Raw genomic sequence first — 25,743 nt, forward strand, 5'->3', positions numbered from 1 at the left:
GGAACCGATGTGTATGATTCCGCATGGATTGAGCGGGGACCTGGACCGCCGATCTTTGGCTTGTGACGCGAGAGCGCCAAGCCCGCCGGCGGGGGTGCGCCGACCCGAACGGCGCGCCCTCAGCCGCGCCACGATGCCAAGCTCGGTTCATCAGCTCGATGGCGTGGCGTCCGATCGGCGTCAGGTCGACCACGACTCGTCTTGGCGTGGCCGTGCCGGCCTGCCAGGGTCATGGCCATGGAGATCACAGATGATGTCGAGCGGGCCGAATGGCTTGGGCTGCGCATGCAGCGAGAGCGAAGCTGGGCACGAGTCGGCTCGGTCGCCGGATACGGGTTCGAGGCGTACGCCCGTGTCCTTCACCCTCGACCTGACGGCGATGACATTTGGGAACGCCAGCGGTGGGCGGACGTTGCTGCTACTGCCGGCAAGGTCATGCACCCGCTCGTCCAGTGGGAACGGCTCCTAGGCAGGGACGAGCCGCGCGGCGGCACAAGTGACGTCGGACGACTCGATCCGCAAGTACTCGCCGCCCTCGCACCCATCCTCAGTTCGGCGACCACTACGCCCGGCGATGCGCTCGCGGCGTACTGGGTCGGTGGGACCGGCCAGAACCTCCTCGGCAGGCCGGTCAGCATTGACCGATACGACTACATACTGGCCGCCACGAGCATGGCGGAGCTTGCCGAACCCGGATGGGGTCCCGAGATTGGCCTCCGCGGCGAGGAAGCGCCGCAACTACTCTGGCCTGAAGATCACGCCTGGGTGCTCGCCACCGAGATCGACTGGGACTCCACCATCGTCGCCGGCTCGCACACGCTCGTAAGCGCGATCCTCACTGACGGCCGATTCGAGGCCTTCCCCGTCGATGAGGACTCCGACCTGTCGTGGAACGGTGACACGATCAACCGTCCCAAAGTCCAGGAACCGTCCTAGGAGAGCGCGAAGGACAGCGATCGCGACGTCAGTGAGTGATTGAGGCCGCCTGCCATCCGCTCCGAGTTCGAGTCGTCGCATCGTTCTACGGTGCAAGCGACGCCTACCGATCGGGAGGCCGAAGGTACGCGGACAGGGTGAAGGCGGGCGGCCCATGGGTCACCCGCCTTCACCCTCGCGGACGCGGAGCGCCTCTTGCGGTGACCCTACGGAGCCAGGATGTAGGACATGCCCACGACGTCCTGCACAGTTCGCGTGTTGTAGACGCCAGGTCCGGCGGCACCGTTCATCTCGGTGATGTTGATGTAGAGGCCGTCAGCGCGCTGCTCGACGGAATCGACCCAGGCGACGTGACCGTAGGTGGGGTCCGCCCCCTGCACGCCGGGCTCGAAGACGACGATGCTGCGAGCCTGAGCATCCAGGACGGTAGTCCAGCCGTTCGCGGCGGCGCTGGTGTCCCAGTCGAGGGCGTTGCCGTAGATGGCGGGACGCAGCCCGGTCGCCTCGAAGAACTTTTCCTTCGCACCCCATGTGCACTGACCGGCAGCGCCGCTGTTCGCTCCCTCGGTAACGCCAGTGGCGCGGCCGGAGTCAGCGACGGCGGTGGTTGTCTGAGTTGTGGTGTCCGCGAAGGCCGGCGCGGCGCCCACGATCGGGACTGCGACGGTGAGTGATGCTGCGAGCAGGCCCGCAGCGATGCGGGACCGGCGGAAGCCGTGTCCCGGGTGGTTCTGACGGTTGGCCGAGCTGGTGTCGAATTCGTTGCTCGTGCTGGTGCGCATGATGTACTCCTTCGTCTCTTCTTGCTTCCCTTGAACACCCTCCACGCTGCCACTCATACGGCTCCCATCACCGAAATGGAGGAAGCGGCCACGTAGCGCCCACCTCCCACCCAGGCGCGAAGCAGCGCCCGCCACGCACTGCGAGCGACCGCACCGGAGGGTGACGGGGGCTCCGTCTAGCTGAGGTACACCCCAACCGGACGTCAGGCACCATGGCCGAAGCGCGTCCGAATAGGGCCGTGTCGGACCTTGTCTGACACTTGCCCCTGCGGCTCTTAGACTTCAACTGGACAAGTAGGGGTCGGAGGCGGCATGTCGGGTCAGAGGGTCGGGTACGTGCGGGTGAGCACGTTGGATCAGAGCACGGTGCGCCAGCTCGACGGCCTGACGCTGGATCGGGTGTTCGAGGACAAGGCCTCCGGCAAGGACGTGAACCGTCCGCAGCTCGAAGAGATGATCGGGTTCGTCCGCGACGGAGACACGGTGCTCGTGCACTCGATGGACCGGCTCGCAAGGAACCTAGAAGACCTCCGCCGGCTCGTGCGCCGACTGACGGACAAGAAGGTCCGGGTCGAGTTCGTCAAGGAACAGCTCACCTTCACTGGTGAGGACAGCGCGATGGCGAACCTGCTGCTGAACATGATGGGCGCGTTCGCAGAGTTCGAACGCGAACTCATTCGGGAGCGTCAACGCGAGGGCATCGCTTTGGCCAAGCAGCGCGGCGTCTACCGAGGCCGCGCCCGCTCGCTTACCCTCGCGCAGGTCGCGGAGCTGCGCGAGCGGGCTGGTGCCGGCGTGCCGAAGACGACGTTGGCAAAGAAATATGGCATCAGCCGGGAGACGGTGTACGCCTACCTTCGCGCCTCGACATCGGCGCTACAAGCGCCTGAAGAGTGACGGGGCGCTGACATGGTGAGCACTGTCGGAGTCGTTCATGGCGCGGGAGGAAGCTGATGACAACACAGATGTTCCCTGGCGAGATCGGGTCGATGCCGGAATTGGGTTCGTCCGCGATTGCGACGTTCCGGCCCGCAACAGAGCTTCCGACTCCTGTGCGGTTTGTCGACGGCTTCGATCTCTTCGTTCAGTTCCTGCAACGCCATGGCGTGGACCCAGAGAGCCTTGCTGGTGACGTGTCGGGAGTGTGGCTCTTCCTGGCCAAGCATCCGACCGCCTTGACGACGCCAGAGATTGCCGACGCCGCAGCCCGGTTCGTCGGGAACGTGATCGCGGTGGTGCATCCCGCGGCGACCTGGCGAGTCACCAACGAGCCGGAAATCGGGACGAACGTCCGCTCCATTCCGGTCGCCGCCCTCGTGCGAACCATGGTGCAGCGTCCCGAGCAGCGGGAACCGTTCCTCGAGATGCTGTCCACCTGGGATCAAGAAGACCTCGACGACCGCGAAATCACCGCGCTCGCTCACGATGTCACTCCACCGCCGTTCACGGTTCCACCGGTTCCGTTCCAACGCGCCGCCTTCCCTCCCATCGAGTTCCGCGACGACAACGGCCACGTCATCGAATACGGGCAGCGCTGGCCCGACCACCACCCACCTGACGACGCGTACTCCCGCGTCTCCCACCCAGAACGCTTCGCACCCCTACGCCATGACGTCGACGCCCTGGCCGACTACCTCCACCGCTGGTACTCCGTCGACGTCCGCCACCTCGACCACGACGGGACACAGCAGATCCGGTTGCAGCCTCGCGCCGGAACCCCGATCACCGTCACTGCAACCGACGAATCAGTCCAAGTGGAAGCAGGCGTCTTCTTCCGCGCCACCCTGCCGAACTGCTCCTGCGATGCCTGCGACGAATCAGCAGAAACCGCCGCCGACCGCCTCGAAGAAGCCGTCCTTTCCATCGCCGCGGGCGGCTTCCGCGAGACGTACCCCCTCGGAAGTCGCCGGTGGCTGCACACCCAGCTCCACGCCGTTGACGGCAGCGGCTACACCGGCAGCAGTGGCGCCCCCGACAGAGACCTCACCACCGACGACCTCGAACACGCCACCACGACCCTGCGCCAACTCGACAACGGCTGGTGGCCCGCCTGGCCCCTCCGCACCCCCAACTCGCCAGACCGAACAGGCGACGACGAAACGACGAACGACCGAACCTGACGAGCGGCTCCAACTGCTTCGTTAGACGCCCCGCCACCTGGCTCCCCACCGGACGGGTCGCCACCACCCGTCCTCTGAACCCACGTTCGCGTACGAATCGCATGGCTAGCCTGGCTGAGTGGACTTCATCGGGTTGGCGCCCCAGCACTTTGACACCGCGCTCGGCACGGTACTGACCACAGCCGTGCAGGCGCAGGGCTGGAGCGCACAGAAGGTAGCCGTGTTCGCACGGCTCCGACCGCGCACCGTCCGACGCATCCTGACCGGCAAAACCTCGGCCGGCACCGTACAACTGCACCGCCTCCTGCAAGTCCTGCAACTCGACCATGACGCCACGATGCGCACCGTCTACATCGAAGCGCGAGTCGCGCAGCTGGCCGCGGACACCGAAGCAGCCGAGGACCGCGACCGCCCCCGGGACATGCTCGGATGATGACCGGCAACGACCTCGCCGTTCTTCTCAACCCCTTCGTCATCACCGGGGTCGTCGTCCTCGTCGCGATGATCCTCGGTGGGCCGTGGCTGCGCGAGCGGTACATCTTCCGCGAGCTCAACCGCGACACCGGCGTCACCCGACACCAGCCCACCGCCCTTTTCACCCCAGGCCGGGCCGGCAATCCGCCGCTGGTGTATTTCCTGGAACTGCACTACGCCGAACGCCTCGACACAGTGCTGATGCTGCACCGCGTCGGCGCCATCGCGAGCCTCCACGACGGCTCCATGACCATGCACGACCGCGCCGGACGCCTCCTCACCCACCTCAGCGCGCTCGACGTCGCCTACTATCGCCGCCTCAACGACACAGCCCCGCAACCACCCAACCCGGGATAGACAAGCCGGCCTGGCGCTCGGCCTTCCCTGCCCCGTTTCACGCCCCCTCAGCGGAATCACCACCGGACAGGTCTAACGAGACGGCCCCGCCCGCGCCACGCCGCGGCGGCGCACGCAACTCGCGTGCGACCGGTTGACGACCCCCTACCGGACGCTGGATAGCAGTGGGTAGTTTTACCGTCCGGACGACGATCCCCATATGGGACGCCGTTCTACCTTGCGTTGCGCAACCGCAGACGATCGACGGTGACGCCGACCGCGACGGTGACTGCGGCGGCGACCAAGCCCCATCCGAGCCCGAGCGTGTATGTTCCCCTGCTCGGGTCAGCCCAGTTCTCGATCTCCGGGCGTCTGGCGAAAGCAGCAGCGTTGAGCTGGGTTGCCACGAAGGCGACAACAAGAGTCACCAGCGCAAACACCACCAGCGAAGCCAGAACCCACATCAGGAGCTGCCGACGTCGACTCCGCGCGTTCCCCGGAACAGTCATGTGCTGAGCGTACGAACTGGACCGCCGTGGCGCACTAGCCGCGGTGCAAAACGTCAACGATCAACCGGTCATCCTCCGTCTCTCGACGAAGGAGCAGGGCGTCCGGTGGTCGATCCCGATACGGGACGCGCGCCAGCACTGTGATACCTCGCGCCACGGTGACCGAACGACGTCGGAACCGACGAGGATCCGAGGCGTGAAGAACAGCAGTGACGGTGAGCACTACCTCCTCCTCAGGACAGCCCTCTGGGCAGACGCCACCGACGTCGTTGGAATCTATGGCAGCGAGCAGCGCGCTCGGGAAGCAGCAGGTTCCTCTACGGGACCCGATCAGTGGACGCTCGAGGAGTGGAGAGGAGACGTGCGCCGCAGCAGTCTCCAGCTCCAGGCCGCTACGCGCTCACGCTGACGCAATGGAGTTGCACGGCTACAGTCACGAAGGAGGGTCGCGATGCGGCGACCGCTGGGGAGGTCGCTGTGGGCGAATCGAATGATGGCCGCTTCAAGAAGCTGCCCGATCGGATCGAGCCGGCTCAGCAGACCGTGAGCGTCCCGGCCAGCGAAGACGACTCCACGACGCCACCGCAACCGCCGGCCGGCGTTCCTGACCTCGTGATCGCGACTCGCGTGGCGGACGCCGCCACGATGACCGGCCTTCTCCGCCGTACGGCGGGGCGCGTTGCACTGACGGTCGTCGTCGTCGCGGCCGGCCTCGTCACCGTCCTCGCCGCGCTCAACCTGCGCCTGTAACCAGACCGATCAGCCGTGAGCGAGGACGGCGCGTCCGACAGCGGCGCCTCTCGACTCGCCCACCGAACATTCCGGGGATCCCATGCTCAGAGCACTTTCGTCCACTTCCATGTTCTGGATCGGTGTCGCCGGGATTCTCCTGGGCATCGTCTTCGGCACGATCGTGCCGTTCTGGATCGCCCCCTACCAAGCCAACGGATCACCCACCGTCGAACAGATCATCAGCACCATCCCGGTCCTCACACGAATCGCGGAGGGCATCGGCTACTCGTTCGTCGCAGGAGCCTTCGTCGTTCGCCACTTCGAGAAGCGCGAACTCGTCGACGCTCGACGGTCCGTGCACTTCGTCGGCCGAGCAGCCCGGAAAGACGAACAGTAGCCCCTCCGAGCAGTCCGCTGAAAGCGTCCCGCGGATCGATCCCCTTACAGGACACTCTCGGTCGCGAGTCGGTAGCTCCTCGTGGTGAGAGCCGCGTCACGCCTACTTTTCTCCCGTGGGAGAACTCAAGGTAACGAGCTCGGCGGCGGTCGAGGCCGCTTCACGTCGCGCCGAGGGGTGGATACGCCGTGGTTGAACGCCTGGACAGTTGGGACCCGAGCAGACTCTCGCCGGACCGGCAGACACCACCCCGCCAACGACGGTTGGTGAGACTGTCGATCGCGCTGGGAGCTCTAGCCGTCGTGGCGGCCGCGGTTCTGTGGGTGGGTGATCTGCTGTTCGGAGTGCATGGCCCTTCCCACTACGTCAGCATCACCAACGACACCGGAGCCTCACTCACCTGGTCCTGCTCCTGGTCCGATCTTCACCTCGCCGCCGGGGAGACAGGTCAGCTGCGAATCCTCGACCAGCCCGACCAGGACTACGGCTGCGTCCCACAAGCAGCGACCCCCTTCGTAGCGGCGGCGCACAACAACGACATCTGCCCGTCACTGACCTCTATGACCGAGGGAAGGCAGTTCACGGCAACCGACTTCGCGAAGACCTACCGCTGCCCGTAGCTGGATACGCGACCGGTGAACGATCCCCTAACGGGACGACCCAAGTCCGATCGAAGGTCAGTAGGCGACGTCAGCGGGCGCTGGCTTCCCGACTCGGCTGTGATCGGGCCGACGGGCTCGGTAGGAAGATCCGGCCAGGAGGACACCTGCAGTCACAGCAGCTAGCGACGTGGCGACGCCGGTAAAGGGCAAGGTGTCCGCGACATCCCACGGGAGAAAGAACGCTCCAGGGTCGGTGAGGGGGTTGATGACCATGAGGAGCCCAACACCAATCAGCGTGACGGGTCGTCCTGGCGAGAGTACGAAGGCGCCGAATATCACGAGCGGGAAGGCGACGGCCCAGACGATCGTTGTGGCGATCCACGTGAAGTCTGACTGTGTGGCGCTGTAGCAACCCTCGTTCAGGCCACCGAGGCACGAGCTCCAGTGCACCAGGAACGCGGCGGCACCAGCAGCCCCGAGCAAGGCGATTGTCCATCCAACCAACTGGCCTGACGTCGCGAGTCGCTTCATGGGCTCAACATAGAACTCGAAGGTGAACCTGAGCTAGATCCACACGGTCGAAGCGAAGGCCACCGCCCCCTCGCCCCGATGAACGATCTCCATACGGAACAAGCGGTCGTTCGACCGTGCCGTGGGCTGCTCAACCGATGATCATGGCGGTACGCAGAGCGAGAACCCAGCTGGTGACGGCGCCGACCACGCCCAAGGCGAGCAACAGCCACCTCCATCGAGCGTGAGAGCGCCTGCTGGCGCGCATCGCTACGACCAGGAGAACAAGGGTCGCGAGGGCGACAGAGCACAGAGCCGGCCACGCGACGTCAAACCCCGTGCACTGAGCCGGAAGGGACTCGTTGCACGCGAACGAGAATCCGTCGAGGAAGACGCCCGCGACGAGGGCGAGGAGAGTGATTGCGCCCGCGATCGCTGCGGAAGCCTTGAGCGACAGCGTCTGCACAACATCACTATCGGACCAACGGGTGAACGGCAGGAGCGCGCTGGACCACTCGGGTCAGATCCGCATCGGTGAACGATCCTCTTACGGGACGGCCATTGCGCTGACCGGGAGACTCTCCGGCTAACGTGGCTACATGCGGCAAATCGTCCATCTTCATCGGAGGGCCGCTCTCTGTGCTGTACCCGTCGGCGTGGTGCTGGGTGCGCTGCTCGGTCTGGGATTGGTCCTTACGGGTAACTCCGACTTCCGCGAACAGGGCGGGTGGGGCGCCTTCGCCTACTTGATTATGGTGGGCGCCATTATCGGTGGGGTCAGTGCCCTGGCTGCCGTCGCCGGAGGATTCGTGGCGATTCTGATCACTCTGCGGTCGGGACGAGCCACCGAGTCGTCCCCGCTGATCAGCCCTATTGGGCCGGCCGTAGGGTCGAGCGTTCCGTGGGTTGTTGCGGCCGGCGTAGCTGCCGTCGTGGGTGATCCGATGACGGCGGGGATCGCTGTCGGTCTCGGTGTCGTGGCGGCTGTAGTCGGCGGGGTGAGTGCTGCACTACTTCTTCGAGGGGTGAAGTACTCGAGCATCACTACTGCGGCTGACGATTCCGGCGCGCTCACGTCGGTTGTGCAGACGAACTCGAAGACCTGAACGTTCACGGTCATCTGCACGAGGTTTGGGACGCAGCGACGAGCTGTGCAGGCGACCGTGAGGAACGACAGGCGCTCGGTGTCGCGTCTGCGTGCACCGATGAACGATCGTCCACCGGGACGGTCGGCGGACTAGCATTTTCAGCATGGGGCGACGCCAGCACACTAAGGCTCTAGTCCGGTTGGCGTGCGCAGCTACGCTCATGGGCGTCGCGCTGTGGGTGACCTGGGCGACGTCGTCCTACTGGCAGCCATGCACGGGCGCTAGATGGAATGAAATGAACCCGTCCTGCGCTGAGGCCATGTCGTCGTACGACCTCATGCCCCTTCTGTATCTCTGGGGTGCCCTCGCTCTCGTCGTTGTAGCTCTGGTGGTCGCACGCCTCGTTCCCTAGGTTCCCGCAGGGGTAGCGACGGTTGCAGCAGTTGTTCTCGCCTGCCCTGTGGCAGACCCCGGATTCTTCTGGGTCGAATGGGGCAGCGCCGACGGCACTCCCGGACACGGCCTCTGGACGGCGTGCTGGATTGCAGCTGCCGGTCTAGCCCTCGTCTACCCGTCACGCACCCGGAACCCGAGTATTCGCACAAACACGCCGGATGGAGCAGCTACTACACCGTCCGTCGCTATCTGATCGTTCGGCCCGGTGCACTCCGGGCTGAACACTGCGACGCGATTCGCTTGCGGTGACGCGCTTGCCAGTGGGTCAGGGCAGGCAGCGGAAGGGACGGCGACGGCGCGCGAGAACGAGCAGTGGCCCAAAACGTCGGACCGTCGAACGATTCCCGCACGAGACGTCTCCCGTAGCGATGCCGGTGAGAGCGGCACACCTAGACTCCTGCGCATGACCGCTTCGTCATCCGTGGACGTGTCGCGGCGCCGACGCCGTTCGGCTCGTCGCCGCCTGTCCTTCTTCGGCGTCCTCGGCGAGCTGCTGATGACCGCAGGGGTCCTCGTTCTGCTGTTCCTCGCCTGGCAGCTGTGGTGGAACGACGCCGTGATCGCGGGCCGGCAGGAAGATCAAGCGGCCGAGCTGCGCCAGAGCTGGGGTGATGACGCCCCGTCCGCTGAGGCGCCGTCCGAGCCGAGTGCTGAGCCGGCCGCCCCCGGCGACCCAGTGATCGCGCCAGTCGCAGCTCTAGACACCACGTTCGGCAACCTCTATATCCCCCGGTACGGCGAGGGGTGGGTGCGCACGATCGCTGAGGGCGTCGACGCGGAGAACGTGCTCGACGTGGGCAGTATCGGCCACTACCCGGGAACGCAGATGCCCGGCGAAGTGGGGAACTTCGCGATCGCCGCGCACCGCTCCGCCGCCGGCGGAGGAATGCACCTCATCGATGAGCTGCAACTGGGTGATGCGATCTACATCGAGACCGCCGACGGCTGGTACACCTACCGGTTCCGGAACCTCGAATACGTGCAGCCCTCCGAAGTGCAGGTCATCGATCCGGTCCCCTGGACGAGCGACGTCGCTCCGACCGACCGCCTCATCACGATGACGAGCTGCAATCCGCTGCTGTCGACCGCGGAGCGGATCATCGCCTACGGCGTCTTCGAGTCGTGGCAGCCCCGCTCCGCCGGAGCGCCCGCCGAGCTCGCCGCGTCCCTCGCGACCTGACGTCCGGCGTGGTCGCCGGCGCCCTGACGAGGGCGGCGAGCCGATTTCGTGCTGCGGCAGACGTTTGCGGGTCGGGTGGACATGTACAGGATGAACCCGCTTTCGAAGGAGCCCGTCATGACTGCCGCCCCTGACCGAGACCCCCTGGACGTCCTGCTGAATGAGTCCAGCCCCCGCACATCGACAGTGACGGACGACGTCGCCGCCGAGCTGGCCGAGCTGCAACAGCTCGCGGCGGCAGAGGCCCGCGTCAGCCGCCACCGCTGGGCCCGTCCTGCGGTCGCCGGAGTCGCTTCGCTGGTACTACTCGGTGGCATGGCGACAGCGGCCGCCGCGGCGACGGGCGCGTGGTCGCCGTGGGCGGAGACGCCGGACGCCTCGATCACCTATTCGCTGCCCAGCGGTGTCCAATGCGAGGAGCGCATGGGAGACGTTCAAGGGACCGATCCGGCGGCCGTCGCCGTAGTCGAGAACTTCTACCAGACGACCGACATCGACGCTCTCCTCAGCGACGGTGCGCTCGAGGAGACCGTCGCGCAACTGCGCACCGAGGACCAATCCTTCATCAACGCTGACGGATCCCGCACGTCGGCCGGCTACGGCACCGAGTTCTACAACGCCGACCGGGAGTACTCGACCGCGGTTGGACGCATCATCAGCAACGCCCTCGACGCCGAACTCACTGCGCAGAACGTCGACGTCGACGCCGCGAACATCAGCATCGCCGGCGAAGCCCACTGCCCCGGAGCGACCTGGTGACCCGCAGGAAGATCGATGAGGCGGAGCAACTCACCGAGGCCCTGCGCGTCGCCTCGCCCGACCTGCTCAAGTACCTACAACGCCGCCTCCCTCTCGAGGACGCCGCCGACGCGCTCGCGGACGTCATGCTCACCGCATGCGCCGTGTCAGCGCCCTCCCCCGCACCGCGGAGGAGTCGAGGATGTGGCTGTTCGGCATCGCCCGGAACGTCCTCTCGAACAGCACTCGCACCGAGAGCAGACGAGCTGACCTCTCCGGCCGGCTCCGCGGCGTCCTCGCGACCGCTCCCACGGAGGGACGCCCAGCCGACGAAGGAGTCGACGTGCGCGACGCGATCGACAGGCTCGCGCCAGAACAGGCCGAACTCGTCCACCTCATCCACTGGGACGGCTTCTCCATCACCGAAGCAGGACACCTCCTCGGCGTCCCCGCGTCCACCGCACGTACCCGCTACCAACGAGCACGAGAAGACCTGCGGTCGACCCTGGCGACATCACCAGCACGCGATGACGACGCCAAGCCCCTCCGAGCGGTCCGCTGAAAGCGTCCCGCAGATCGATCCCCTTACGGGACGCGCGCCATCGAAGTGGCACTTTGTGCCGGACCCATCGCGGGGCTCTGCGGCCAGCGAGGATCCGTGGTGTGAGCATCAGCATCGACGGGGAGCACTACCTACTTCTGCGAAGCGCCTTTTGGGCCGAGACGCCGGATGTCATCGGGATCTACGGCTGCGCCGAGCGGGCCCGGGAAGCGGCCGGGGAAGCAGTGGGCGCGTCGCCCGGTCCCGATCGATGGGTTCTTGAGACGTGGAGCGGAGGTGAGCTGCGCAGCAGCGTTCGGCTCGGATGACGTTCGGGCAGCACGCTGGTGGCTCTACTGTGGCGGTGCGGTCGAGAAGTGGGGACTTCGCCGTGAGCAGCACCCGCAGGCTCAGCGGTGCTGCACCCAGATGTTCGGCTCCACATAGATCCCCTCGTCCGCGTCGCGGTCGACGCGCAGCGTCGAGAGGCCGCCGGGGATGACGTACTCCCCTGACGCCGGCAGGGCGATTCCGGTCCACTCCTCCCACTGGGCGACCGTGCCGGTCATCACCTGCGATCGCGGGGCGACGTCGAGGATGGTCGCTCCCATTCGCACGTGTGTGCGCAGCCACGGGTCCAGCGGCAGCCCGTCCTCTCGGGTCCAGGCCGCGTAGACGTCGATCGGGGTCAGCGGGTAGCGCGGCTTCATCGTCGGGCGCAGCGGCACGATCACGTGGTCGTAGCCGACGGTGATGCTGAGGTCGCGGAACGCGCCGAGCAGCGTCCCGGCGAGGCCGGCGCCGGTGCGGTCCGGGTGCACCTGCGCGGCGCAGACGACGAGGGTCGTCGCCTCGCCCTCCTCCTCGAGTGACCGGCGGAGGGAGTCGCCGTACCCGGCAGGCAGACCCTCCCGGGTGACGTCCCACCGGATCGGCACCGCCCAGCCCGCAGCGACCGGCACGTCTTCATCGAGGACCACGAGCTCGAACCGGGTGAACTGTTCGCGCACCTGCGGCAGGTGCTCCTCCGCGAGGCGGTCGGCAGAGATGAACGCCAGCCACCCCGAGCTGAACAGCGCCTCTACCTGCGCGTCGTCGCGCGCTCGCGCGCTCAACACCTCTGTCGACGTCATGGGCTCAGTCTGCGCGCAGGACGGCCGGCAGAAGATTCCCAAGCGGACGCGACGCGATCACGTCCTACATTCAGCACCCGAAGGCTGCAGAGGGTGAGAGCGAGCCCACCTAGAGTGATCAACGTGCCCTCGCTGACAGACCATGACGCCGAATACCGAGAGGTGCTCATGTCTCCCTTGCGCACCAGTTCCGGCTACCTCCCCAAGATGGGTGGAGGGGTTGAGGTTGACCTTGACGGATTCACGAGCCTCTACGGGTCCGACCCGCTGTACCACTGGATGGGTTTTGACTCGCCACTCATGTTCGCCGCACACAAGGCCGCTGGCGGGATGACCTCGCTCTACCGGCAACTCGGCATTGGAAGCGAGCGATTGGTCCGCCACGTACTCCGCGACCAGCTCGCCCTGTCCGAGGAACAAGTTCGATGGAGCTACGAGTTTCCATACGGGGGTGCAGTACGACTGATCACATTGGATGGCCGTATCGAAATTGACGCCGTGAAGGACACAGCGGCAGCCGAGCGTCTTAGAAATTGGATTACTGAACAGCAAAAGGCCCTCAAGATTTCGGTACCTCTCCGTGGTGCCGTATTAGAAGTCCGTCAAGGCTACAAGAGCGCCGACAGTAAGCGTCAAAATGGAGATTTGGCTTCCTCCGTACAGGCCGTAGCTCACGGATATCTCCCGGTACTTGCCATCATGAGCACGCAAATCAATCAGACTGTTCGAAATCGATATACGTTGGGTCGATGGGCTGTCCTCGCTGGCACGACCGGCACCGCCGACACAATGACATCGACTTTTGCCTTTTTCAAGAATGTTGTGGGTTATGACCTCGCGGCATTTTTTGAGCGCAACGCCTCGGTACTACGCACAGAAACGCACGTGGTCCTCAAACACCTTTTGGAAGCAAAATGACTATTCTTGAACGAGTTGCGCGAGATAGTGTTGCGCGTAACGAGTACATGACTTTTCGCGCCAACGCCGGGGTGGGTCGACATGGTTGGCTGCGTCTTACCCCCGCCTACGGTGTCAAGGTAGTGCGCGAACGGCTCGAGCTACTCGAACCAGGGTCCGTTGTAACAGACCCGTTTAGTGGCACTGGAACCACTCCCCTTGCAGCAGCGGAGTACGGCCACCTGGGGCAATCAGTCGATGTGAATCCATTTCTTGTATGGCTTGGAAATGCGAAAACTCGCGACTATCAAGAGGATATTGAGGCGACTCTTCTTGGGGCAGTTTCAGACGTAGTTGATACCGCTCAGTCTTTTCCTGCACGAGACCGCCTTTGGCAGCCTGATATCTTTCGAATCGAGCGCTGGTGGAGCCCTGGATCCCTCCACGGTCTGCGCACGCTTCGGGCGAGCATCGACACCTACAATGGCGACATTCGCGACCTACTAGAGATATTGCTGTGCCGCACACTCATCGCAAGCAGCTCAGCCGCATTCAATCATCAAAGCATGAGCTTCAAGGATATAGCGCCTGGGACCCGCTTCAAGGCAACTGATGACGATGCAACAATTGCGCTTTTCCTCGCCGGTGCCGCTGACCTAGCTTCATCGGCCTCTTCCACCCTTGCCGGAAGTGCCGCAGTGCGACTTGGAGATTCCCGCACAGGCCTAGCCGACCTTGAACCAGCCGACCTTGTGCTCACGTCACCACCGTATTGCAATCGCATGTCGTATATTCGAGAGCTCAGACCTTATATGTATTGGACGCGCTATCTCGACGCACCCAGTGACGCGGGTGACTTGGACTGGCGCGCCATCGGTGGCACCTGGGGAACGGCGACGAGCAAGCTCGCTTCCTGGGCTGCTGAGCATCCGACGCCGATCGACTCGCAGCTTCTCGCGGTTTGCGAGAACATCTCCCGCGATGGTGGCAAAAGCGGACCCGTCCTCGCGGCGTATGTCCATAAGTACCACTACGACATGTGGCTTCACTTCCAAGCCGCCGCCGGCCACGTCAAGCCTGGTGGAAGCGTCTCCTATATCGTAGGAAACAGCACTTTTTCCGGTCACGAGGTACCTGTGCAGAAATGGTACGCGGACATGCTCTCTGCGCTAGGTTATGTCGATGTAACAGTGCAGACGATTCGAAAGCGCAACAGCAACAAAGCCCTTTACGAATACGACGTTTCTGGACGTCGGCCAAGCTTCAGCTAATGAGCCGTGAAGGCGCGTACAGCGTCATTGGGATCACAGCAGGACAGCAGAACGGCTTGATGGCACCAATCACGAAGTTAATGGAGGTCCTGGCTTGACTTGGCACAGCAGCAATTCCGATGCGCTAGAAAAACAATTGGGCATGCTGATCGACGCGACGCGACGCGAGCGAGATTTGACCTCCGCCCGATCTTCGGCAACTCAGACGCGCGCGGGAGTTTTAGTCGGCGCTGCCGGTTTAGTTGGAACTGCAAGCACCCTATCAACAGATCTTATGTGGATTCCATTGCTCGGTTTTGGAGTTGCGGTTGCCCTAGGGATTTGGGCCTTAGTACCGGACAAAGGCCACGCCGTCCCCACTCAAAATTACCTAGACAATGCTACCTCTTACACTCCTGTTGATCTATTGGAAACTATTCTGCGTAAGGAAATTGAGGCAAACGAAGCTAGTGCGAAAGTTGTTTCAGAACGCTCCTGGCTAACGATCGTTGGCTTTATTGTCTTGGTTTTGGCCTTCGGAATAGCAATCTTGTTTAATATCAACGATGCGTTAACCGAACCTAGTCCGCTAAAAGTTATGATTGTTGAGGAATGATGCCAAAGTCCACCGAGCCTTGCCCGCCTGGCTTTTACAGAACAATCTCTGGGAACTGTGTGCCAAATCCCCCCTTGGTGACCAGACTTGGAGAAAGTAAAAAACCCTCAGACTCGAAGTGATGCGGGCGTAACGGTCTACGCACCTGGGCAATCGCTACGATTCACACAGAACACTGTCGACAAAGCTTCGGGTGACCCACCAGTCGTGGTTTCAGTGTGCGGAGTCCGATGAGCATCAAGGTCAACAGTGAGGGCCAGGTGTTCCTTACTCCGCGTGCCTCGATGCGCTGACTGGCCTCGCACCGTCGACCCCAGTACGGGCGGCGCCGTCCGTAAGCTAGGCGCATGTGCGGTCGTTTCGTCGTTAAGGACAACACCGAGGGCTTGCTCCCGGACCTCTTCACGGGCGGCTTCGCCGGAATGCGGCCGAACTTCAACGTGGCGCCGACGTCGCCAGTGACCGTCGTGCGTGAGCGCGACGGGGAGCGGTCGGCGCCGACCGTGCACTGGGGGTTCGTGCCGGTGTGGGCGAAGGACTTCAAGAAGCAGCGGCCGCAGCCGATCAACGCGCGGATCGAGACTGTCGCGAGCTCGCCCATGTTCCGGAAGGCGTTCGCGACGTCGCGGGTGCTGATCCCGGCGGCCGGCTACTACGAGTGGACGGTCACGGAGACGGGGAAGCAGCCGCACTTCATCTACGAGCCCGACGCGGCCCTCGCTATGGCGGGCATCGTGTCGGCGTGGCCGGATCCGTCGAAGGCGGAGGACGATCCGGAGAAGTGGCGGCTGTCGACGGCGATCATCACCCGCGACTCGCATGTGGTGCCGGGTGAGGTCCACGACCGGATGCCGGCGTGCATCACGCCGGACGGGTACGACGACTGGCTCGGCGGGTACCTCGACGTCGACGCTCTGATGCAGCTGCTCGACCGGGAGTCGTACGCGGTCGCGCACGACCTCGAGCATTACGAGGTGTCCCGCGACGTGAACAGCGTCCGTAACAACGGACCGCATCTGCTCGATCCGCTCCCTCCCGTAGCGGGAGGCTAGGCGGATGGCTCGCGACCCGTCGACGGATGCGCCGGCCGCGGCTAACGGTCACCCGCAGCTCGGGTCCATGCACAAGAACGGTGATCGCCGGTTCGGGATCGCAGGGGCGCGCTCCCAGACTCTTGCGGACCGCGGGACCCCGATGCTGTCGAGCCTGTACCACTCGACGGTCACTGAGCATGTGGGGGCGGTGCGGGTCGGAGACGAGCTGCGGGTGGAGTGGAACGGCACTCAATGGTGGGCGTCGTCACCGGCCGGCGTCGTCGGCCGGCTCTCCTGGTCGAAGAGCCTCCGGATCGACGCGACCCACGTCCTCGAAGGGCGAAGTCCGTACGACGACTCCGGCACTCTGCTGGTGCAGAGCGTCACGGTCGACCGGGAGGGCGCCGTGGTCGACTGTGGCGGCTACGTCGTCCCGGACGGTCACGATCCGGCCGAGTGGTCGACGTCGACGCCGGATGAGTCGGCGCGGGAGCTGCGCATCACGCTGACCCCGAGCGCGCCCGATGCGGTGGCGGCGCAGCCGCCGGCGCCGCGATCCTTTCTCCGTAGGCTCCTCGGGCGCGATCACTGGCGGGCTGCCAGCGGTCGCGGCGGGCGCCGCTGTTGGCGTCGAGCTGGCGTTCGACGTCGGCCAGGATCGCGCGGGCCGCGCTGCACCGGTGCTGGTTAGAGTGCGTCCGTGGTGTTGGTGCTGATGGACGCAGTTGTGATGACCGACTACGGGCAGTTCACGGTGACGCAGACAGGCATGTGGGACGGGGACGCGGACCGGTTCTTCGCCGGTCAGGTCAACGGCTGGGTCGCTGCGGCCGTTCCGGGCGTTGTGCATGTCGTGATGGCGCGACGGTCGGGTGGTTCTGGGGTGCGGGTCGAGCTGTGGGAGCGGGAGCCGGCGCCGAGTGATTGGGACGATGTTGTCGAGGTGTCGGCCGCGTTCCAGGACGGTGATGCCGTCCGGTGGGAAGGGTGGGGCGGCATGTCGGGCGGAGACCTCGCTCTGCCGGCGGGCAGCTATCGCGTGCGGGTGAGCGCTCAGGGCCGTGACGCCGGGAATGCTGACGAGTTCGCGGAGGGGGTGGTCGATCGGTACCTTCTTCAATTCTGGCCAGCTTCGGCAGCGCCCGATGAGGTACTCCGCACACTCAGCGAAAACGCCGAGTACTGGAACGGCGCGTGGGGGCAACGGCAATAGGGAATGCGTGACTGCTAGACATGAGGCGACTACCTTTACCTGCTTGGAGAAACCCTGATGGCGCAGAAGCTCACTCTTATCGATGACCTGGACGGCTCTCCGATCGAGGGTGACGGTGGAACCGTCACGTTCTCGATTGACGGCGCGAACTACGAAATCGATCTGTCGGCAGAGAACACCGCCGAGCTGCGCCGCGTGTTCGAGAAGTACGTCGATGCCGGCCGCCGCGTGCGGCGTGACGGCAACGCCGGCTCCTCGGCTCCTTCGCGCGGGAAGAGTGACCCGGAGCGGTTGAAGGCGATCCGGGAGTGGGCGGCGAAGAACGGCCGCAACGTCTCCGAGCGTGGCCGCATCTCTGCTGAGGTCCAGAAGGCGTACGACGACGCCCACTAGGGCGGCGTTACCGTTGACGCTCGGATGAGCGTCGGACGGGAGGAGTGCCGGTGAGTGTCGTGCGGGAGATGTCGGCCCTGTATCGCGGACCGTGGGGACGCCTGGGCGGCCTGATCACAGCGAACGCGGACGGCAGCGATCGCCAGCGCGTGCGCTCGGCGGTCGCTCGGTCGGTGTTCTCGCGCGGCGGGAAGATGATCCACTACTCTCCCGCCGCCTCGATCTTCGGGGACGGCGACGAGCGCGTCGAGCCGTCGCACGAGCTGCTGGCGTTCGCCGCGCATCAGTACGCGGTGCCAGAGGGGTATCTCACCGGCGCCGATGACAACGAGCTGCGCGACGTCGCCTTGCATCGCGCTCTGAACGCGAAGCACTTGCACGGGACGCCCGTCCCGGATTCGTTCACGGTGACGACGCGCTGCCCGACGCTCGGAGGCGAGTTGGGCGAGGCCGGCCACGCGGCGACGGCGCTGCGCACAGCGGAGCGCCGATCGCTACTTACCGCGATTCCTTACGCGCTGGTCGGTGTCGCGTTCCCTGGCCTGCTGACCTGGGCCATCTTCGCGAACGGCAACGACGGGCAGCACTGGTTCCTCGGACTCTTCTTCCTCGCGTTGACGGTGGCGAGCGTGTCGGCGGTGGCGCGGCGTGTGATCGCCGCTGTGAGGTTCTTCCGCCTGCCGCCGGCTACGGCGGAGCTGTGGTCGGACCTGCTGCTGAAAGAAGCGATCGCGACCTACTTCCACGACCTCTACTCGGAGGGGTACCTCCCGCGGGCGTGGTTTCACGACACCTTCTGCCGAAACCGGCCGATCACTCGACGGGCCTATGAGCGGCTGGGGACAGAGACTCTGACCCGCTCGATCATCACGTTCGAGGCGCTGAACGGCTTCCCGAAGCTGCGTCGAGCTCGACGGCGCCGGGACGGCGACGGGCAGCCGGCGAACTGACTTGTCTACTTGTCATCAAGTAAGCAAGTCGCCCTGGTCCCGCTGCTCGGCGGCACTCCATCGGGGTCAGTCCCAGCCTCAACTGCGAGGGTGAGGGCATGGCGAATCCCCGCACTCCCCTGGCTCGTGCCGCGCTGGTCAGCAACGGCATGGTCTGGTTCGGCCTGTCGCTGATGTTCGCCAGCATCGCGGGCGAGCAGACGTTCGCGGCGTTCGCCGGCCAGTGGTTCAACGTCCTCGGCTGGGTGCTCCTCGTCGCAGTCGCGATCGGGCTGGCCGTCGTCGGTGTGATCGAGAACCGGAACATCCGGGCGGGGAAGACGCACAAGGCGCGTCCCCGCCGCTGACCACCGCTCGAGCGCGGGTGGCCGTTCCACGCGCGTGACGGGGGGTCGAGGGGGCTCTCCCCCTCGTGCGGGCCGGCCCGTTCCGGGTCGGCCCGCACGCACGCTCAGAGCATGTAGAGGTGGTATCCGACCGCCACGCCCTCGCTGAGGGGTCCGAAGGTGTCGGCGTAGTCCTGTGTCTCGTGGCTGTTGGTGATGAGGTCGAGCGCGACGCGCTCCTCGTCGCTCTCGTCGCTCATCTCGTCGGGCTCGTCCTCCCACTCCCGCAGCACGCGGTGTCCGGAGTCGGTGACACGCCAGAGCGCCCAGAATCCGGCGAACGTGCCGACCGTCTCGCGCTTGAAGACGAGGGCCGTGGCGGTGGGCCAGGCGTGGTGAGCGGCGGCGGTGAGCAGGACGCGCACGGCGACGTGAAGGGCGCGGGTGTCGCCAGACTCGGCGGCGACGTTGACGAACACTTGCGCGGCGCGCAGCGCGGGGGTGTGTCCCCACTCATCGACGTCGGGGGCGGGGGTCGTGGTGGTAGTCATGGTGGGCCTTTCTGCAGAGTCGAGGGAGGAGGGCGGGGACCGGCGGCTGCCGGTCCCCGCGGAGCGGGCTAGTTCAGGGCCGCGGCGTCGGCGGCGGTGGTGTCGCCGGTGACGACCTGCTCGACCGGGGAGAGCGCGTAACCCCAGGCCGCGAGCTGGCGGAAGTGAGCGGCGGCGCGGGCGTCGCCGCGGCGCCAGGACTCTTTGCTCGTGTTCGCCTCCTGCCCTGCGAGGACGACGGCCAGCGCGACCAGGCGGGCCTTCGCGGGGTTCGCCTCGACCAGCGGGGCCAGCGCGTCGGCGTGGTAGCCGGAGGGCTGGGTGACGCCGAGGAGGGTGTGAGCGAGCGCGTTGCCGTTGCCCATCCCGCCCGACACCGACGAGCGGTGCGCGGTCAGTCCCAGGGCGATGACGCGCTCGGCGTCCTTCGGGAGGGTCTTCCGGGACAGGAGCGTCGCGATCCAGTCGCGGCGCACCGTCTCGGCGGCGATCCAGGCGCGGTTGTTCGCGAGGAGGATGCGGCGCTCGGCGGACTTCGCGGCCTTCTCTTCCTCCGTCTCGGGTGCGGCGGGCGCGTTGTAGGCGTAGCTGAATCCGTGGGCGGCGGGGTCCTGGATCGCGTAGGAGACGTGGGTGTTGCCGTCGTAGATGGTGCTCACGAGGACGCCCCGCGGCTCGATGGTCGCGATGTGCTCGACGGTGACGCGCTTGCCGTCCTCCGTGCGCAGCGGGTCGATGACGACCCACGCGCTGCCCTCGCCGTCGACCTGATCGCGGGTGAGGAGGGTGAAGCCTGCGGCCTCCTGGTTCGCCTCCTCCACGAGGACGGCGATGTGGCGGGCGCGCGCCTTGCGGTGGCGCTCTGCGGTGTGGGTGAACTGGCTCGGGTTGGTGGTGGCGACGGTGATGAGGTCGGCGCGGGCTTCCTCGTCGTCCTCAAATTCGAGGATGATCGCGGCCTGGTCCAGGGTCAGCTCGTGCTCGTGCAGCGCGGTCCGCGCGACTGCGGACTCCTCGACCGCCAGTCCCGCTTTCACGGTCGCGGCCTTGGTGCCGGTGCGCTTGGCGATGCTCGCGGCCGACAGGCCCTCGAACGACAGCTGCGCCCACGCGGCGGTGCGGTCGGCGGTGGTGAGTTCGGCGCGCTGGTCGTTCTCGATGATCTGCTGCACGATCCGCTCGGCGGTCTTGTCGTCGCCCTCCACGACGTAGACAGGGATCGTCGCGAGGCCGATTTCACGGCTCGCGAGGGTCCGGCGCTGCCCCGCGCGGACGATGACGTTGCCGTGCTCGTCGCGGCGTCCGAGCACAGGCGACAGGATCCCGCTCTGACGGATGGAGTCGATGAACTCCTTGGTCAGCGGGGCGCTGGTGCGGACGTTCTGCTCGATCACGAGGGCGGTCGGGTCGATGTGCTCGATGGTCCCGGTTGCGGTGGTGTTCACGATGGTTTCTCCTCAATCAATGTGCGATCATTGAGGCGACGGGTCCCGTGGTTCTAGATCAACTACGGGGCTTTTGTCGTCTTCCTGATCGTTTTTCTTTGCCTCTCCGGCGGGATGAAATCAATTGAGTGGAGTCGGCGGAGTGCCGAGCATTTCGGGCGAAATAAGGGCGCTTGCGCCCGCGTCCGAAATGCTCGGCACGTAGCAGACGGAGCGAGATAGATTGAAACCGCGGAGAGGTGAAGAAAACGGGGAAACGGGCCGCGTAGCGGCTTCCCTTCGGCGGTGCTCCGTCACCGCTGCGCGGGCGGAGCTCGCGCCCCCGGAACGGGGATGCCGGGGAGTGTGAGGGGGTCGCCCCTCACGGGCCGGCCCGGAAGGCCGGCCCGCACCGCGCGGCTACCGGTCGGCGGGCTCGTAGCAGTTGGCGCAGTCGCACGGCCCGCCGGGGTTCTCCGTCCGCTCGACGGCCGCGATCTGCGCGGCCTGCTCCGCCGGGGAGAGCGCCTGCCACCCCTCATCCACCCGCCGGTTCGACTCGATGCGTGCCGCGCGCTCGTCCAGCGTCTCCGGGGTCGGGGTGAGGAAAGCGGCCAGGGCCGCGCCGGTGTCCTGCTTCTCGGCGGGGGTGAGGAACGCGATCAGCGCGGCGGCGTAGGCGGTGCCGTCGTCGGTGACCGGGAATCCGCCGGGGGCCCCTTCTCCGGGCAGGGTGAGCGTGTTGCGGATGTGCGCGAGGATCTCGGCGTCCGCGGCGGTCGCGTCGTCGTCGGACTCGGCGCGGCGGGTGTCGAGGATGAGGGCGAGCTGTTCGGCCGTGGCGCGGCCGGTGTCGGTGGGGGTCATGGTGTGGTCCTCTCAGCGGCTCATGAACGGGGCGACGCGGCGGATCGCTGCGCGGCGAGCGTGGGTGACGCAGTGGCGGAACGAGCCGCTGGTGATGCCGTGCAGCTCGTCGGAGTGCCACGCCTCCCAGACACCGGACTTGCGGCGGGTGACGAGCACGGAGGGCGTCGTCCTGGGGTCGGTGCCCACGACGCGGATGCTCACCGCGCGGGTGTTCGCGAGCGTGAGATAGGTCTTAGCCGTGGTCTGCAATTCGGTGGCGGTCTGCATGGTGTGGGTGCTCCCTCTGGCTGATCGTTTTTCTTTGCCTCTCCGGCGGGAAGAACCGTTTGAGTGGAGGCGGCGGAGTGACGCCCATTCCGGGCGAAATAAGGGAGCGCAGCGACCGCGTCCGGAATGGGTGGCGCGGAGCCGGTGGAGCGAAATAGGTTTGAACCGCGGAGAGGTGAAGAAAACGGGGAATCGGGCCGCGTAGCGGCCTCCCCTCGGCGGTGCTCCGTCACCGCTGCGCGGGCGGAGCTCGCGCCCCCGGAACGGGGATGCCGGGGAGTGTGAGGGGGTCGCCCCTCACGGGCCGGCCCGGAGGCCGGCCCTCGCCCGCTCAGCTCGCCGCGGCCGTCTCCGCGACAGCCTCGCGGGCCGCGCCGAGTTCCGCGGCGGTGCGGTGTCCTTGCACGTCGGCGTAGGCGACGGAGTAGGGGCGCGTCCCGGCGTTCCAGTCCAGCGCGACGGTCACGGTCTTGGGGTTTCCGCGGGTCACGACGCTCCACCCGTGCTTGTGCTTGATCGCGTCGCCCTTGGCGATCGTCTCGCGGCTGTAGATCGTGACCTGTCCGGCGGCGGCCTGCGCCTCGCGGACCTCCGACCAGTAGTCGCGCTGATCTTCGAGCTGCGCGCGCTCGGCGTGCAGCCGGTCGAGTCGGTCGCCGGTGGCGGGGGCGGTCGTCTCGATGTAGCCGCCGCCGAAGTTGTGCGAGCTGCCCTCGATCTTCCGCGTGTAGCCGCGAATGTCGGTATCGAGCCGGTCGATCCGGCGGGCAACCATTCCCGGCGCGTAGCGGGATTCGGTGGTGTGGGCGGCGACGTCGGCGCGGGCGCGGGCGCGGGTGGCCTCGCGGTCGGCCTCGACGCTGCGACCCATCGCGTTGTGGGCCTTCACGATCGCGTTACGGTGCCGCGTCTCGGAGTGGTGGCCGATCTTGATCGGCTCGCCACCCTCCGGGAGCCGATCGAACGCGCGGCGCGCGGCCGCGTCGGCGGTGTCGGCATCCGCTGCTCGCCGGTCGGCCTTCGCGTCGAGCGCGTCGACGCGGGCCGCCTGACGCTCGATGGTCGCCGCCTCCGCCTCGGCAGTCGGGCGGAACGTCTCTTCGGCCTCGATGGTGACCTCGTGTCCGGCGTCGCGCAGGGCGGTCGCGGCGCGGTTGATGGTCCACCACTTCGGCAGGCGGTCCCGGGACTGCGGGACGTACCAGGCGCCGATGGAGCGACCCCAGCGCCAGCCGGACGCCTTCAGGATCTCGGCGGTGCCGTCCCCGCGGCTGGTGCCCTCGATGAGGGTTCCGGCCTCGGGGGTGTGGGTGATGGTGAGCATGCTCTGTCTCCTTCTCGTCTCGGGGGTTCAGTCGTTGTCGCGGTAGTCGGCGGGCGTCTCGCTGCGGTCGTGCAGCGCGTACGCGGCCGGGAACAGGTCGAGCGCTCGCGCGACGTCGACCGGAACGACGACGTAGGCGCCGGAAGCCATGTAGCCGATCCGGCCCTCCCCCACGGGCTCGACGGGCTCGAAGTGCTGCAGCGTCACCCCGGCGACCGCTCCGCTGCGGGTGACCAGGTGCACGGCAGGGGTCTGCTCGGTCACCGGGTCGCGGCCACCGGCGCCGACGATGACCACCTGACGGGCGGTCCGGCTGATGCCCTCCGTCCCGGGTCCGTGGTACTCGCTCTTGATGACCTCGGTACGGGTGCCGCGCTGCTGAGTCATGGTGTGTCTCCCTCTGGCTGATCGTTTTTCTTTGCCTCTCCGGCGGGAAGAACCGTTTGAGTGGAGGCGGCGCAGTGACGCCGCTATCGGGCGAAATAAGCCCGCAGGGCGCGTCCGATAGCGGTGGCACGTAGCCGGTGGAGCGAAATAGGTTGAGACCGCGGAGAGGTGAAGAAAACGGGGAAACGGGCCGCGTAGCGGCCTCCTACCGGCGGTGCTCCGTCACCGCTGCGCGAGTGCAGCTCGCGCTCCCCGGAACGGGGAATGTCGGGGAGTGTGAGGGGGTCGCCCCTCACGGGCCGGCCCGAAGGCCGGCCCGCCGCCTCTCAGCTCTCGTCGTCGCTCTCGTCGTCGTCGGCGTCGAGGATCGCGGCGATGCGGTGCGCGGTGGTGAGTACCCGCGCGGCCGTCTCGCGGATCGTGTCGGCCTTGCAGTCGCTCCACGTCGCGACGTAGCCGACGCTGTAGGCGCTGGTGTCGAATCCGACGAGCCCGGCGACGACGAACGCGACGGACTCGGCTTCCGTCTCCATCAGCCCTCGGTGCTGCGCGTACTCCTCCAGGTCATCGACGTGACCCATCAGCACGTGCGCGGCCTCGTGGATCAGGGTCTTTGCGGCCTGCTCCGGCGACAGGCTGGAATCCACGACGACCGTGCGCTCCTCGGGGGCGGCGTAGCCGTTCGTTCCCTGCGGCAGCGGGCGGCGCTCGACCGTCCACCCCTCGGCCTCGAGAGAGGCCGTCAGCGGCGCAATGACGCCGTGATCGTGCTCCCCGGTGAGCAACTGCGCGATGTCGCGGGGATCCTCGGCGCCCTCCATCAGGTCGGTCTGCTCGATCGCGAACACGGACACGAGCGGGTAGTACGTCTGGACCTTCTGCCCCGTCTCGTCGGTGCTGGTCGTGGTGCCCTCCTCGGCCTCCTCGTCGGCGGCGATCTTCCGCTGAGCGAAGCCGAAAATCTTGATCGCCTTCTCGCCCTTGCGTACCTGGCGGCCCTTGGCCTGCCACGCGCGGAACCCGGCGACGGCGGAGGCGTCGGGGCGCTGAGCGAGGATCAGCAGCAGGTTGCCCAGGCTGTAGCGGTGGAACGAGGACGCGAACGAGAGGAACCGGCGCCACTGGTCGGAGTCGCGCAGCGCCTCGACCTGCTCGGCGATGCTCTCGTGCAGCGCGGCGGCCTGCTCGCGGCGCTCCTCCGGCGTGGTCCGCGGTGCGCGCTTCTTGGCGGCGGTCTTGCGGGCGGTGGTCGTGCTGGTCATGGCGATTCTCCCTGTGCGAGGATCGACGCGACGGGTCCCGTGGTTCTAGATCAACTACGGGGCTTTCGTCTTGTCTGATCGTTTTTTTGTGCCTCTCCGGCGGGAAGAACCGTTTGAGTGGAGGCGGCGGAGTGACGCCTATTCCGAACGAAATAAGGGAGCGCAGCGACCGCGTTCGGAATAGGTGGCACGTAGCCGCTGGAGCGAAATAGGTTTGTACCGCGGAGAGGAACAAAAAACCTCGAAGCAGCGCCGCGCAGCGGCTCCCGGTCGCCGCAGGCGATGTGCGCGAAGCGCACCCCGCCCCGCGGAACACCGGGGAGGGTGAGGGGCCGGCCCCTCACGGGTCGGCACCGCCGGCCCTCCCCCACCTCCCGACCGCGACATGCTGACTTGTAGGCATGTTTACAAGTCAGCATGTCGCGGTCGGGAGGTGGGGGAGGGC

General features: G+C 66.3%; 33 protein-coding genes. 22 read left to right on the forward strand and 11 right to left on the reverse strand.

Features of this window, described 5'->3' with window-relative positions:
* Nucleotides 1-237 precede the first annotated feature (237 nt).
* Nucleotides 238-936 (forward strand): hypothetical protein, encoded by a 699-nt coding sequence (locus tag C5C59_RS14270; protein ID WP_146078502.1) that lies wholly within the window; start codon nucleotides 238-240, stop codon nucleotides 934-936.
* 206 nt (nucleotides 937-1,142) lie between these two features.
* Here the strand turns inward: C5C59_RS14270 and C5C59_RS14275 are convergent, their stop codons facing one another.
* On the reverse strand, nucleotides 1,143-1,718 hold the full coding sequence (locus tag C5C59_RS14275; RefSeq protein ID WP_219812207.1) for a CHAP domain-containing protein: 576 nt from the start codon (nucleotides 1,716-1,718) through the stop codon (nucleotides 1,143-1,145).
* A gap of 312 nt (nucleotides 1,719-2,030) precedes the next feature.
* On the opposite strand from C5C59_RS14275, the gene C5C59_RS14280 reads away from it, so the two are divergent.
* The 4 genes from C5C59_RS14280 (at nucleotide 2,031) to C5C59_RS14295 (ending at nucleotide 4,669) form a co-directional block, all read left to right on the forward strand.
* On the forward strand, nucleotides 2,031-2,615 hold the full coding sequence (locus C5C59_RS14280) for a recombinase family protein (RefSeq protein ID WP_104238311.1): 585 nt from the start codon (nucleotides 2,031-2,033) through the stop codon (nucleotides 2,613-2,615).
* Nucleotides 2,616-2,671: 56 nt separating this feature from the next.
* Nucleotides 2,672-3,838, forward strand: a complete 1,167-nt coding sequence (locus tag C5C59_RS14285; protein ID WP_104227090.1) for a DUF6226 family protein — start codon at nucleotides 2,672-2,674, stop codon at nucleotides 3,836-3,838.
* Between the two features lie 118 nt (nucleotides 3,839-3,956).
* Nucleotides 3,957-4,271: a helix-turn-helix domain-containing protein gene (locus tag C5C59_RS14290; RefSeq protein WP_104227089.1), complete on the forward strand. Its 315-nt coding sequence runs from the start codon at nucleotides 3,957-3,959 to the stop codon at nucleotides 4,269-4,271.
* Nucleotides 4,271-4,669, forward strand: coding sequence for a hypothetical protein (locus tag C5C59_RS14295; protein WP_104227088.1), 399 nt, complete (start codon nucleotides 4,271-4,273; stop codon nucleotides 4,667-4,669). The genes C5C59_RS14290 and C5C59_RS14295 overlap by 1 nt, the downstream gene beginning before the upstream one ends.
* A 212-nt stretch (nucleotides 4,670-4,881) precedes the next feature.
* On the opposite strand, the gene C5C59_RS14300 is transcribed toward C5C59_RS14295, so the two are convergent.
* On the reverse strand, nucleotides 4,882-5,157 hold the full coding sequence (locus C5C59_RS14300) for a hypothetical protein (RefSeq protein ID WP_146078850.1): 276 nt from the start codon (nucleotides 5,155-5,157) through the stop codon (nucleotides 4,882-4,884).
* A 477-nt stretch (nucleotides 5,158-5,634) separates the two neighbouring features.
* On the opposite strand from C5C59_RS14300, the gene C5C59_RS14305 reads away from it, so the two are divergent.
* The 3 genes from C5C59_RS14305 to C5C59_RS14315 all read left to right on the forward strand — a co-directional run bounded on the left by C5C59_RS14305 (nucleotide 5,635) and on the right by C5C59_RS14315 (nucleotide 6,906).
* The gene (locus C5C59_RS14305; RefSeq protein ID WP_104227086.1) at nucleotides 5,635-5,907 is read left to right on the forward strand and encodes a hypothetical protein; all 273 of its coding nucleotides are present in this window, start codon (nucleotides 5,635-5,637) and stop codon (nucleotides 5,905-5,907) included.
* A 109-nt stretch (nucleotides 5,908-6,016) separates the two neighbouring features.
* Nucleotides 6,017-6,286, forward strand: coding sequence for a hypothetical protein (locus C5C59_RS14310; protein ID WP_104224259.1), 270 nt, complete (start codon nucleotides 6,017-6,019; stop codon nucleotides 6,284-6,286).
* 344 nt (nucleotides 6,287-6,630) lie between these two features.
* Entirely contained in the window at nucleotides 6,631-6,906 is a 276-nt protein-coding gene (locus tag C5C59_RS14315; protein ID WP_146078503.1) for a hypothetical protein, read from the forward strand.
* A gap of 57 nt (nucleotides 6,907-6,963) precedes the next feature.
* Here the strand turns inward: C5C59_RS14315 and C5C59_RS14320 are convergent, their stop codons facing one another.
* Nucleotides 6,964-7,419, reverse strand: a complete 456-nt coding sequence (locus C5C59_RS14320) for a hypothetical protein (protein ID WP_104224249.1) — start codon at nucleotides 7,417-7,419, stop codon at nucleotides 6,964-6,966.
* 578 nt (nucleotides 7,420-7,997) lie between these two features.
* On the opposite strand from C5C59_RS14320, the gene C5C59_RS14330 reads away from it, so the two are divergent.
* The 5 genes from C5C59_RS14330 (at nucleotide 7,998) to C5C59_RS14350 (ending at nucleotide 11,730) form a co-directional block, all read left to right on the forward strand.
* Nucleotides 7,998-8,504 (forward strand): hypothetical protein, encoded by a 507-nt coding sequence (locus C5C59_RS14330; protein WP_146076974.1) that lies wholly within the window; start codon nucleotides 7,998-8,000, stop codon nucleotides 8,502-8,504.
* A gap of 841 nt (nucleotides 8,505-9,345) precedes the next feature.
* Nucleotides 9,346-10,122: a class E sortase gene (locus C5C59_RS14335; RefSeq protein WP_104238310.1), complete on the forward strand. Its 777-nt coding sequence runs from the start codon at nucleotides 9,346-9,348 to the stop codon at nucleotides 10,120-10,122.
* Nucleotides 10,123-10,239: 117 nt separating this feature from the next.
* The gene (locus C5C59_RS14340; protein ID WP_146078851.1) at nucleotides 10,240-10,881 is read left to right on the forward strand and encodes a hypothetical protein; all 642 of its coding nucleotides are present in this window, start codon (nucleotides 10,240-10,242) and stop codon (nucleotides 10,879-10,881) included.
* Between the two features lie 136 nt (nucleotides 10,882-11,017).
* Entirely contained in the window at nucleotides 11,018-11,422 is a 405-nt protein-coding gene (locus C5C59_RS14345; RefSeq protein ID WP_258062788.1) for an RNA polymerase sigma factor, read from the forward strand.
* A 101-nt stretch (nucleotides 11,423-11,523) separates the two neighbouring features.
* Nucleotides 11,524-11,730: a hypothetical protein gene (locus C5C59_RS14350; RefSeq protein WP_104227079.1), complete on the forward strand. Its 207-nt coding sequence runs from the start codon at nucleotides 11,524-11,526 to the stop codon at nucleotides 11,728-11,730.
* Between the two features lie 81 nt (nucleotides 11,731-11,811).
* Here the strand turns inward: C5C59_RS14350 and C5C59_RS14355 are convergent, their stop codons facing one another.
* Entirely contained in the window at nucleotides 11,812-12,534 is a 723-nt protein-coding gene (locus C5C59_RS14355) for a hypothetical protein (RefSeq protein ID WP_104227078.1), read from the reverse strand.
* Nucleotides 12,535-12,657: 123 nt separating this feature from the next.
* Between C5C59_RS14355 and C5C59_RS17065 the strand changes: the two genes are divergently transcribed.
* The 9 genes from C5C59_RS17065 (at nucleotide 12,658) to C5C59_RS14390 (ending at nucleotide 19,234) form a co-directional block, all read left to right on the forward strand.
* Nucleotides 12,658-13,452: a hypothetical protein gene (locus C5C59_RS17065; RefSeq protein ID WP_146078852.1), complete on the forward strand. Its 795-nt coding sequence runs from the start codon at nucleotides 12,658-12,660 to the stop codon at nucleotides 13,450-13,452.
* Entirely contained in the window at nucleotides 13,449-14,702 is a 1,254-nt protein-coding gene (locus tag C5C59_RS14360; RefSeq protein WP_104227077.1) for a DNA methyltransferase, read from the forward strand. The genes C5C59_RS17065 and C5C59_RS14360 overlap by 4 nt, the downstream gene beginning before the upstream one ends.
* A gap of 94 nt (nucleotides 14,703-14,796) precedes the next feature.
* The gene (locus C5C59_RS17070) at nucleotides 14,797-15,297 is read left to right on the forward strand and encodes a hypothetical protein (RefSeq protein ID WP_146082822.1); all 501 of its coding nucleotides are present in this window, start codon (nucleotides 14,797-14,799) and stop codon (nucleotides 15,295-15,297) included.
* A gap of 347 nt (nucleotides 15,298-15,644) precedes the next feature.
* The gene (locus tag C5C59_RS14365; protein ID WP_104238308.1) at nucleotides 15,645-16,349 is read left to right on the forward strand and encodes an SOS response-associated peptidase; all 705 of its coding nucleotides are present in this window, start codon (nucleotides 15,645-15,647) and stop codon (nucleotides 16,347-16,349) included.
* A gap of 4 nt (nucleotides 16,350-16,353) precedes the next feature.
* On the forward strand, nucleotides 16,354-17,022 hold the full coding sequence (locus C5C59_RS14370) for a hypothetical protein (protein WP_104238307.1): 669 nt from the start codon (nucleotides 16,354-16,356) through the stop codon (nucleotides 17,020-17,022).
* A gap of 9 nt (nucleotides 17,023-17,031) precedes the next feature.
* Nucleotides 17,032-17,544, forward strand: a complete 513-nt coding sequence (locus tag C5C59_RS14375; protein ID WP_104227074.1) for a hypothetical protein — start codon at nucleotides 17,032-17,034, stop codon at nucleotides 17,542-17,544.
* A gap of 57 nt (nucleotides 17,545-17,601) precedes the next feature.
* Complete coding sequence (locus C5C59_RS14380; protein WP_104227073.1) at nucleotides 17,602-17,937, forward strand: Lsr2 family protein; 336 nt, start codon at nucleotides 17,602-17,604, stop codon at nucleotides 17,935-17,937.
* Nucleotides 17,938-17,987: 50 nt separating this feature from the next.
* Complete coding sequence (locus C5C59_RS17380; protein WP_104227072.1) at nucleotides 17,988-18,887, forward strand: hypothetical protein; 900 nt, start codon at nucleotides 17,988-17,990, stop codon at nucleotides 18,885-18,887.
* Between the two features lie 98 nt (nucleotides 18,888-18,985).
* Nucleotides 18,986-19,234, forward strand: coding sequence for a hypothetical protein (locus C5C59_RS14390; RefSeq protein WP_104227071.1), 249 nt, complete (start codon nucleotides 18,986-18,988; stop codon nucleotides 19,232-19,234).
* A 104-nt stretch (nucleotides 19,235-19,338) separates the two neighbouring features.
* Here C5C59_RS14390 and C5C59_RS14395 read toward each other — a convergent pair whose 3' ends face one another.
* The 7 genes from C5C59_RS14395 to C5C59_RS14430 form a co-directional block, all read right to left on the reverse strand.
* Complete coding sequence (locus tag C5C59_RS14395; protein ID WP_146078855.1) at nucleotides 19,339-19,764, reverse strand: hypothetical protein; 426 nt, start codon at nucleotides 19,762-19,764, stop codon at nucleotides 19,339-19,341.
* 68 nt (nucleotides 19,765-19,832) lie between these two features.
* Nucleotides 19,833-21,209 carry a ParB/RepB/Spo0J family partition protein gene (locus C5C59_RS14405; protein ID WP_181072906.1) on the reverse strand — a complete coding sequence of 459 codons (1,377 nt, stop codon included), beginning with the start codon at nucleotides 21,207-21,209 and terminating at the stop codon, nucleotides 19,833-19,835.
* Nucleotides 21,210-21,608: 399 nt separating this feature from the next.
* Nucleotides 21,609-22,055 carry a hypothetical protein gene (locus C5C59_RS14410; RefSeq protein ID WP_104227123.1) on the reverse strand — a complete coding sequence of 149 codons (447 nt, stop codon included), beginning with the start codon at nucleotides 22,053-22,055 and terminating at the stop codon, nucleotides 21,609-21,611.
* A gap of 12 nt (nucleotides 22,056-22,067) precedes the next feature.
* Complete coding sequence (locus C5C59_RS14415; protein ID WP_104227122.1) at nucleotides 22,068-22,325, reverse strand: hypothetical protein; 258 nt, start codon at nucleotides 22,323-22,325, stop codon at nucleotides 22,068-22,070.
* Between the two features lie 331 nt (nucleotides 22,326-22,656).
* The gene (locus C5C59_RS14420) at nucleotides 22,657-23,649 is read right to left on the reverse strand and encodes a DUF3560 domain-containing protein (RefSeq protein WP_104227121.1); all 993 of its coding nucleotides are present in this window, start codon (nucleotides 23,647-23,649) and stop codon (nucleotides 22,657-22,659) included.
* Nucleotides 23,650-23,676: 27 nt separating this feature from the next.
* Nucleotides 23,677-24,036, reverse strand: coding sequence for a hypothetical protein (locus tag C5C59_RS14425; protein ID WP_104227120.1), 360 nt, complete (start codon nucleotides 24,034-24,036; stop codon nucleotides 23,677-23,679).
* A 326-nt stretch (nucleotides 24,037-24,362) separates the two neighbouring features.
* Nucleotides 24,363-25,298, reverse strand: a complete 936-nt coding sequence (locus tag C5C59_RS14430) for an ArdC-like ssDNA-binding domain-containing protein (RefSeq protein WP_104227119.1) — start codon at nucleotides 25,296-25,298, stop codon at nucleotides 24,363-24,365.
* Between the last annotated feature and the right edge of the window lie 445 nt (nucleotides 25,299-25,743).

It is taken from the genome of Rathayibacter sp. AY1F4, assembly GCF_002931775.1.
GTDB lineage: Bacteria > Actinomycetota > Actinomycetes > Actinomycetales > Microbacteriaceae > Rathayibacter.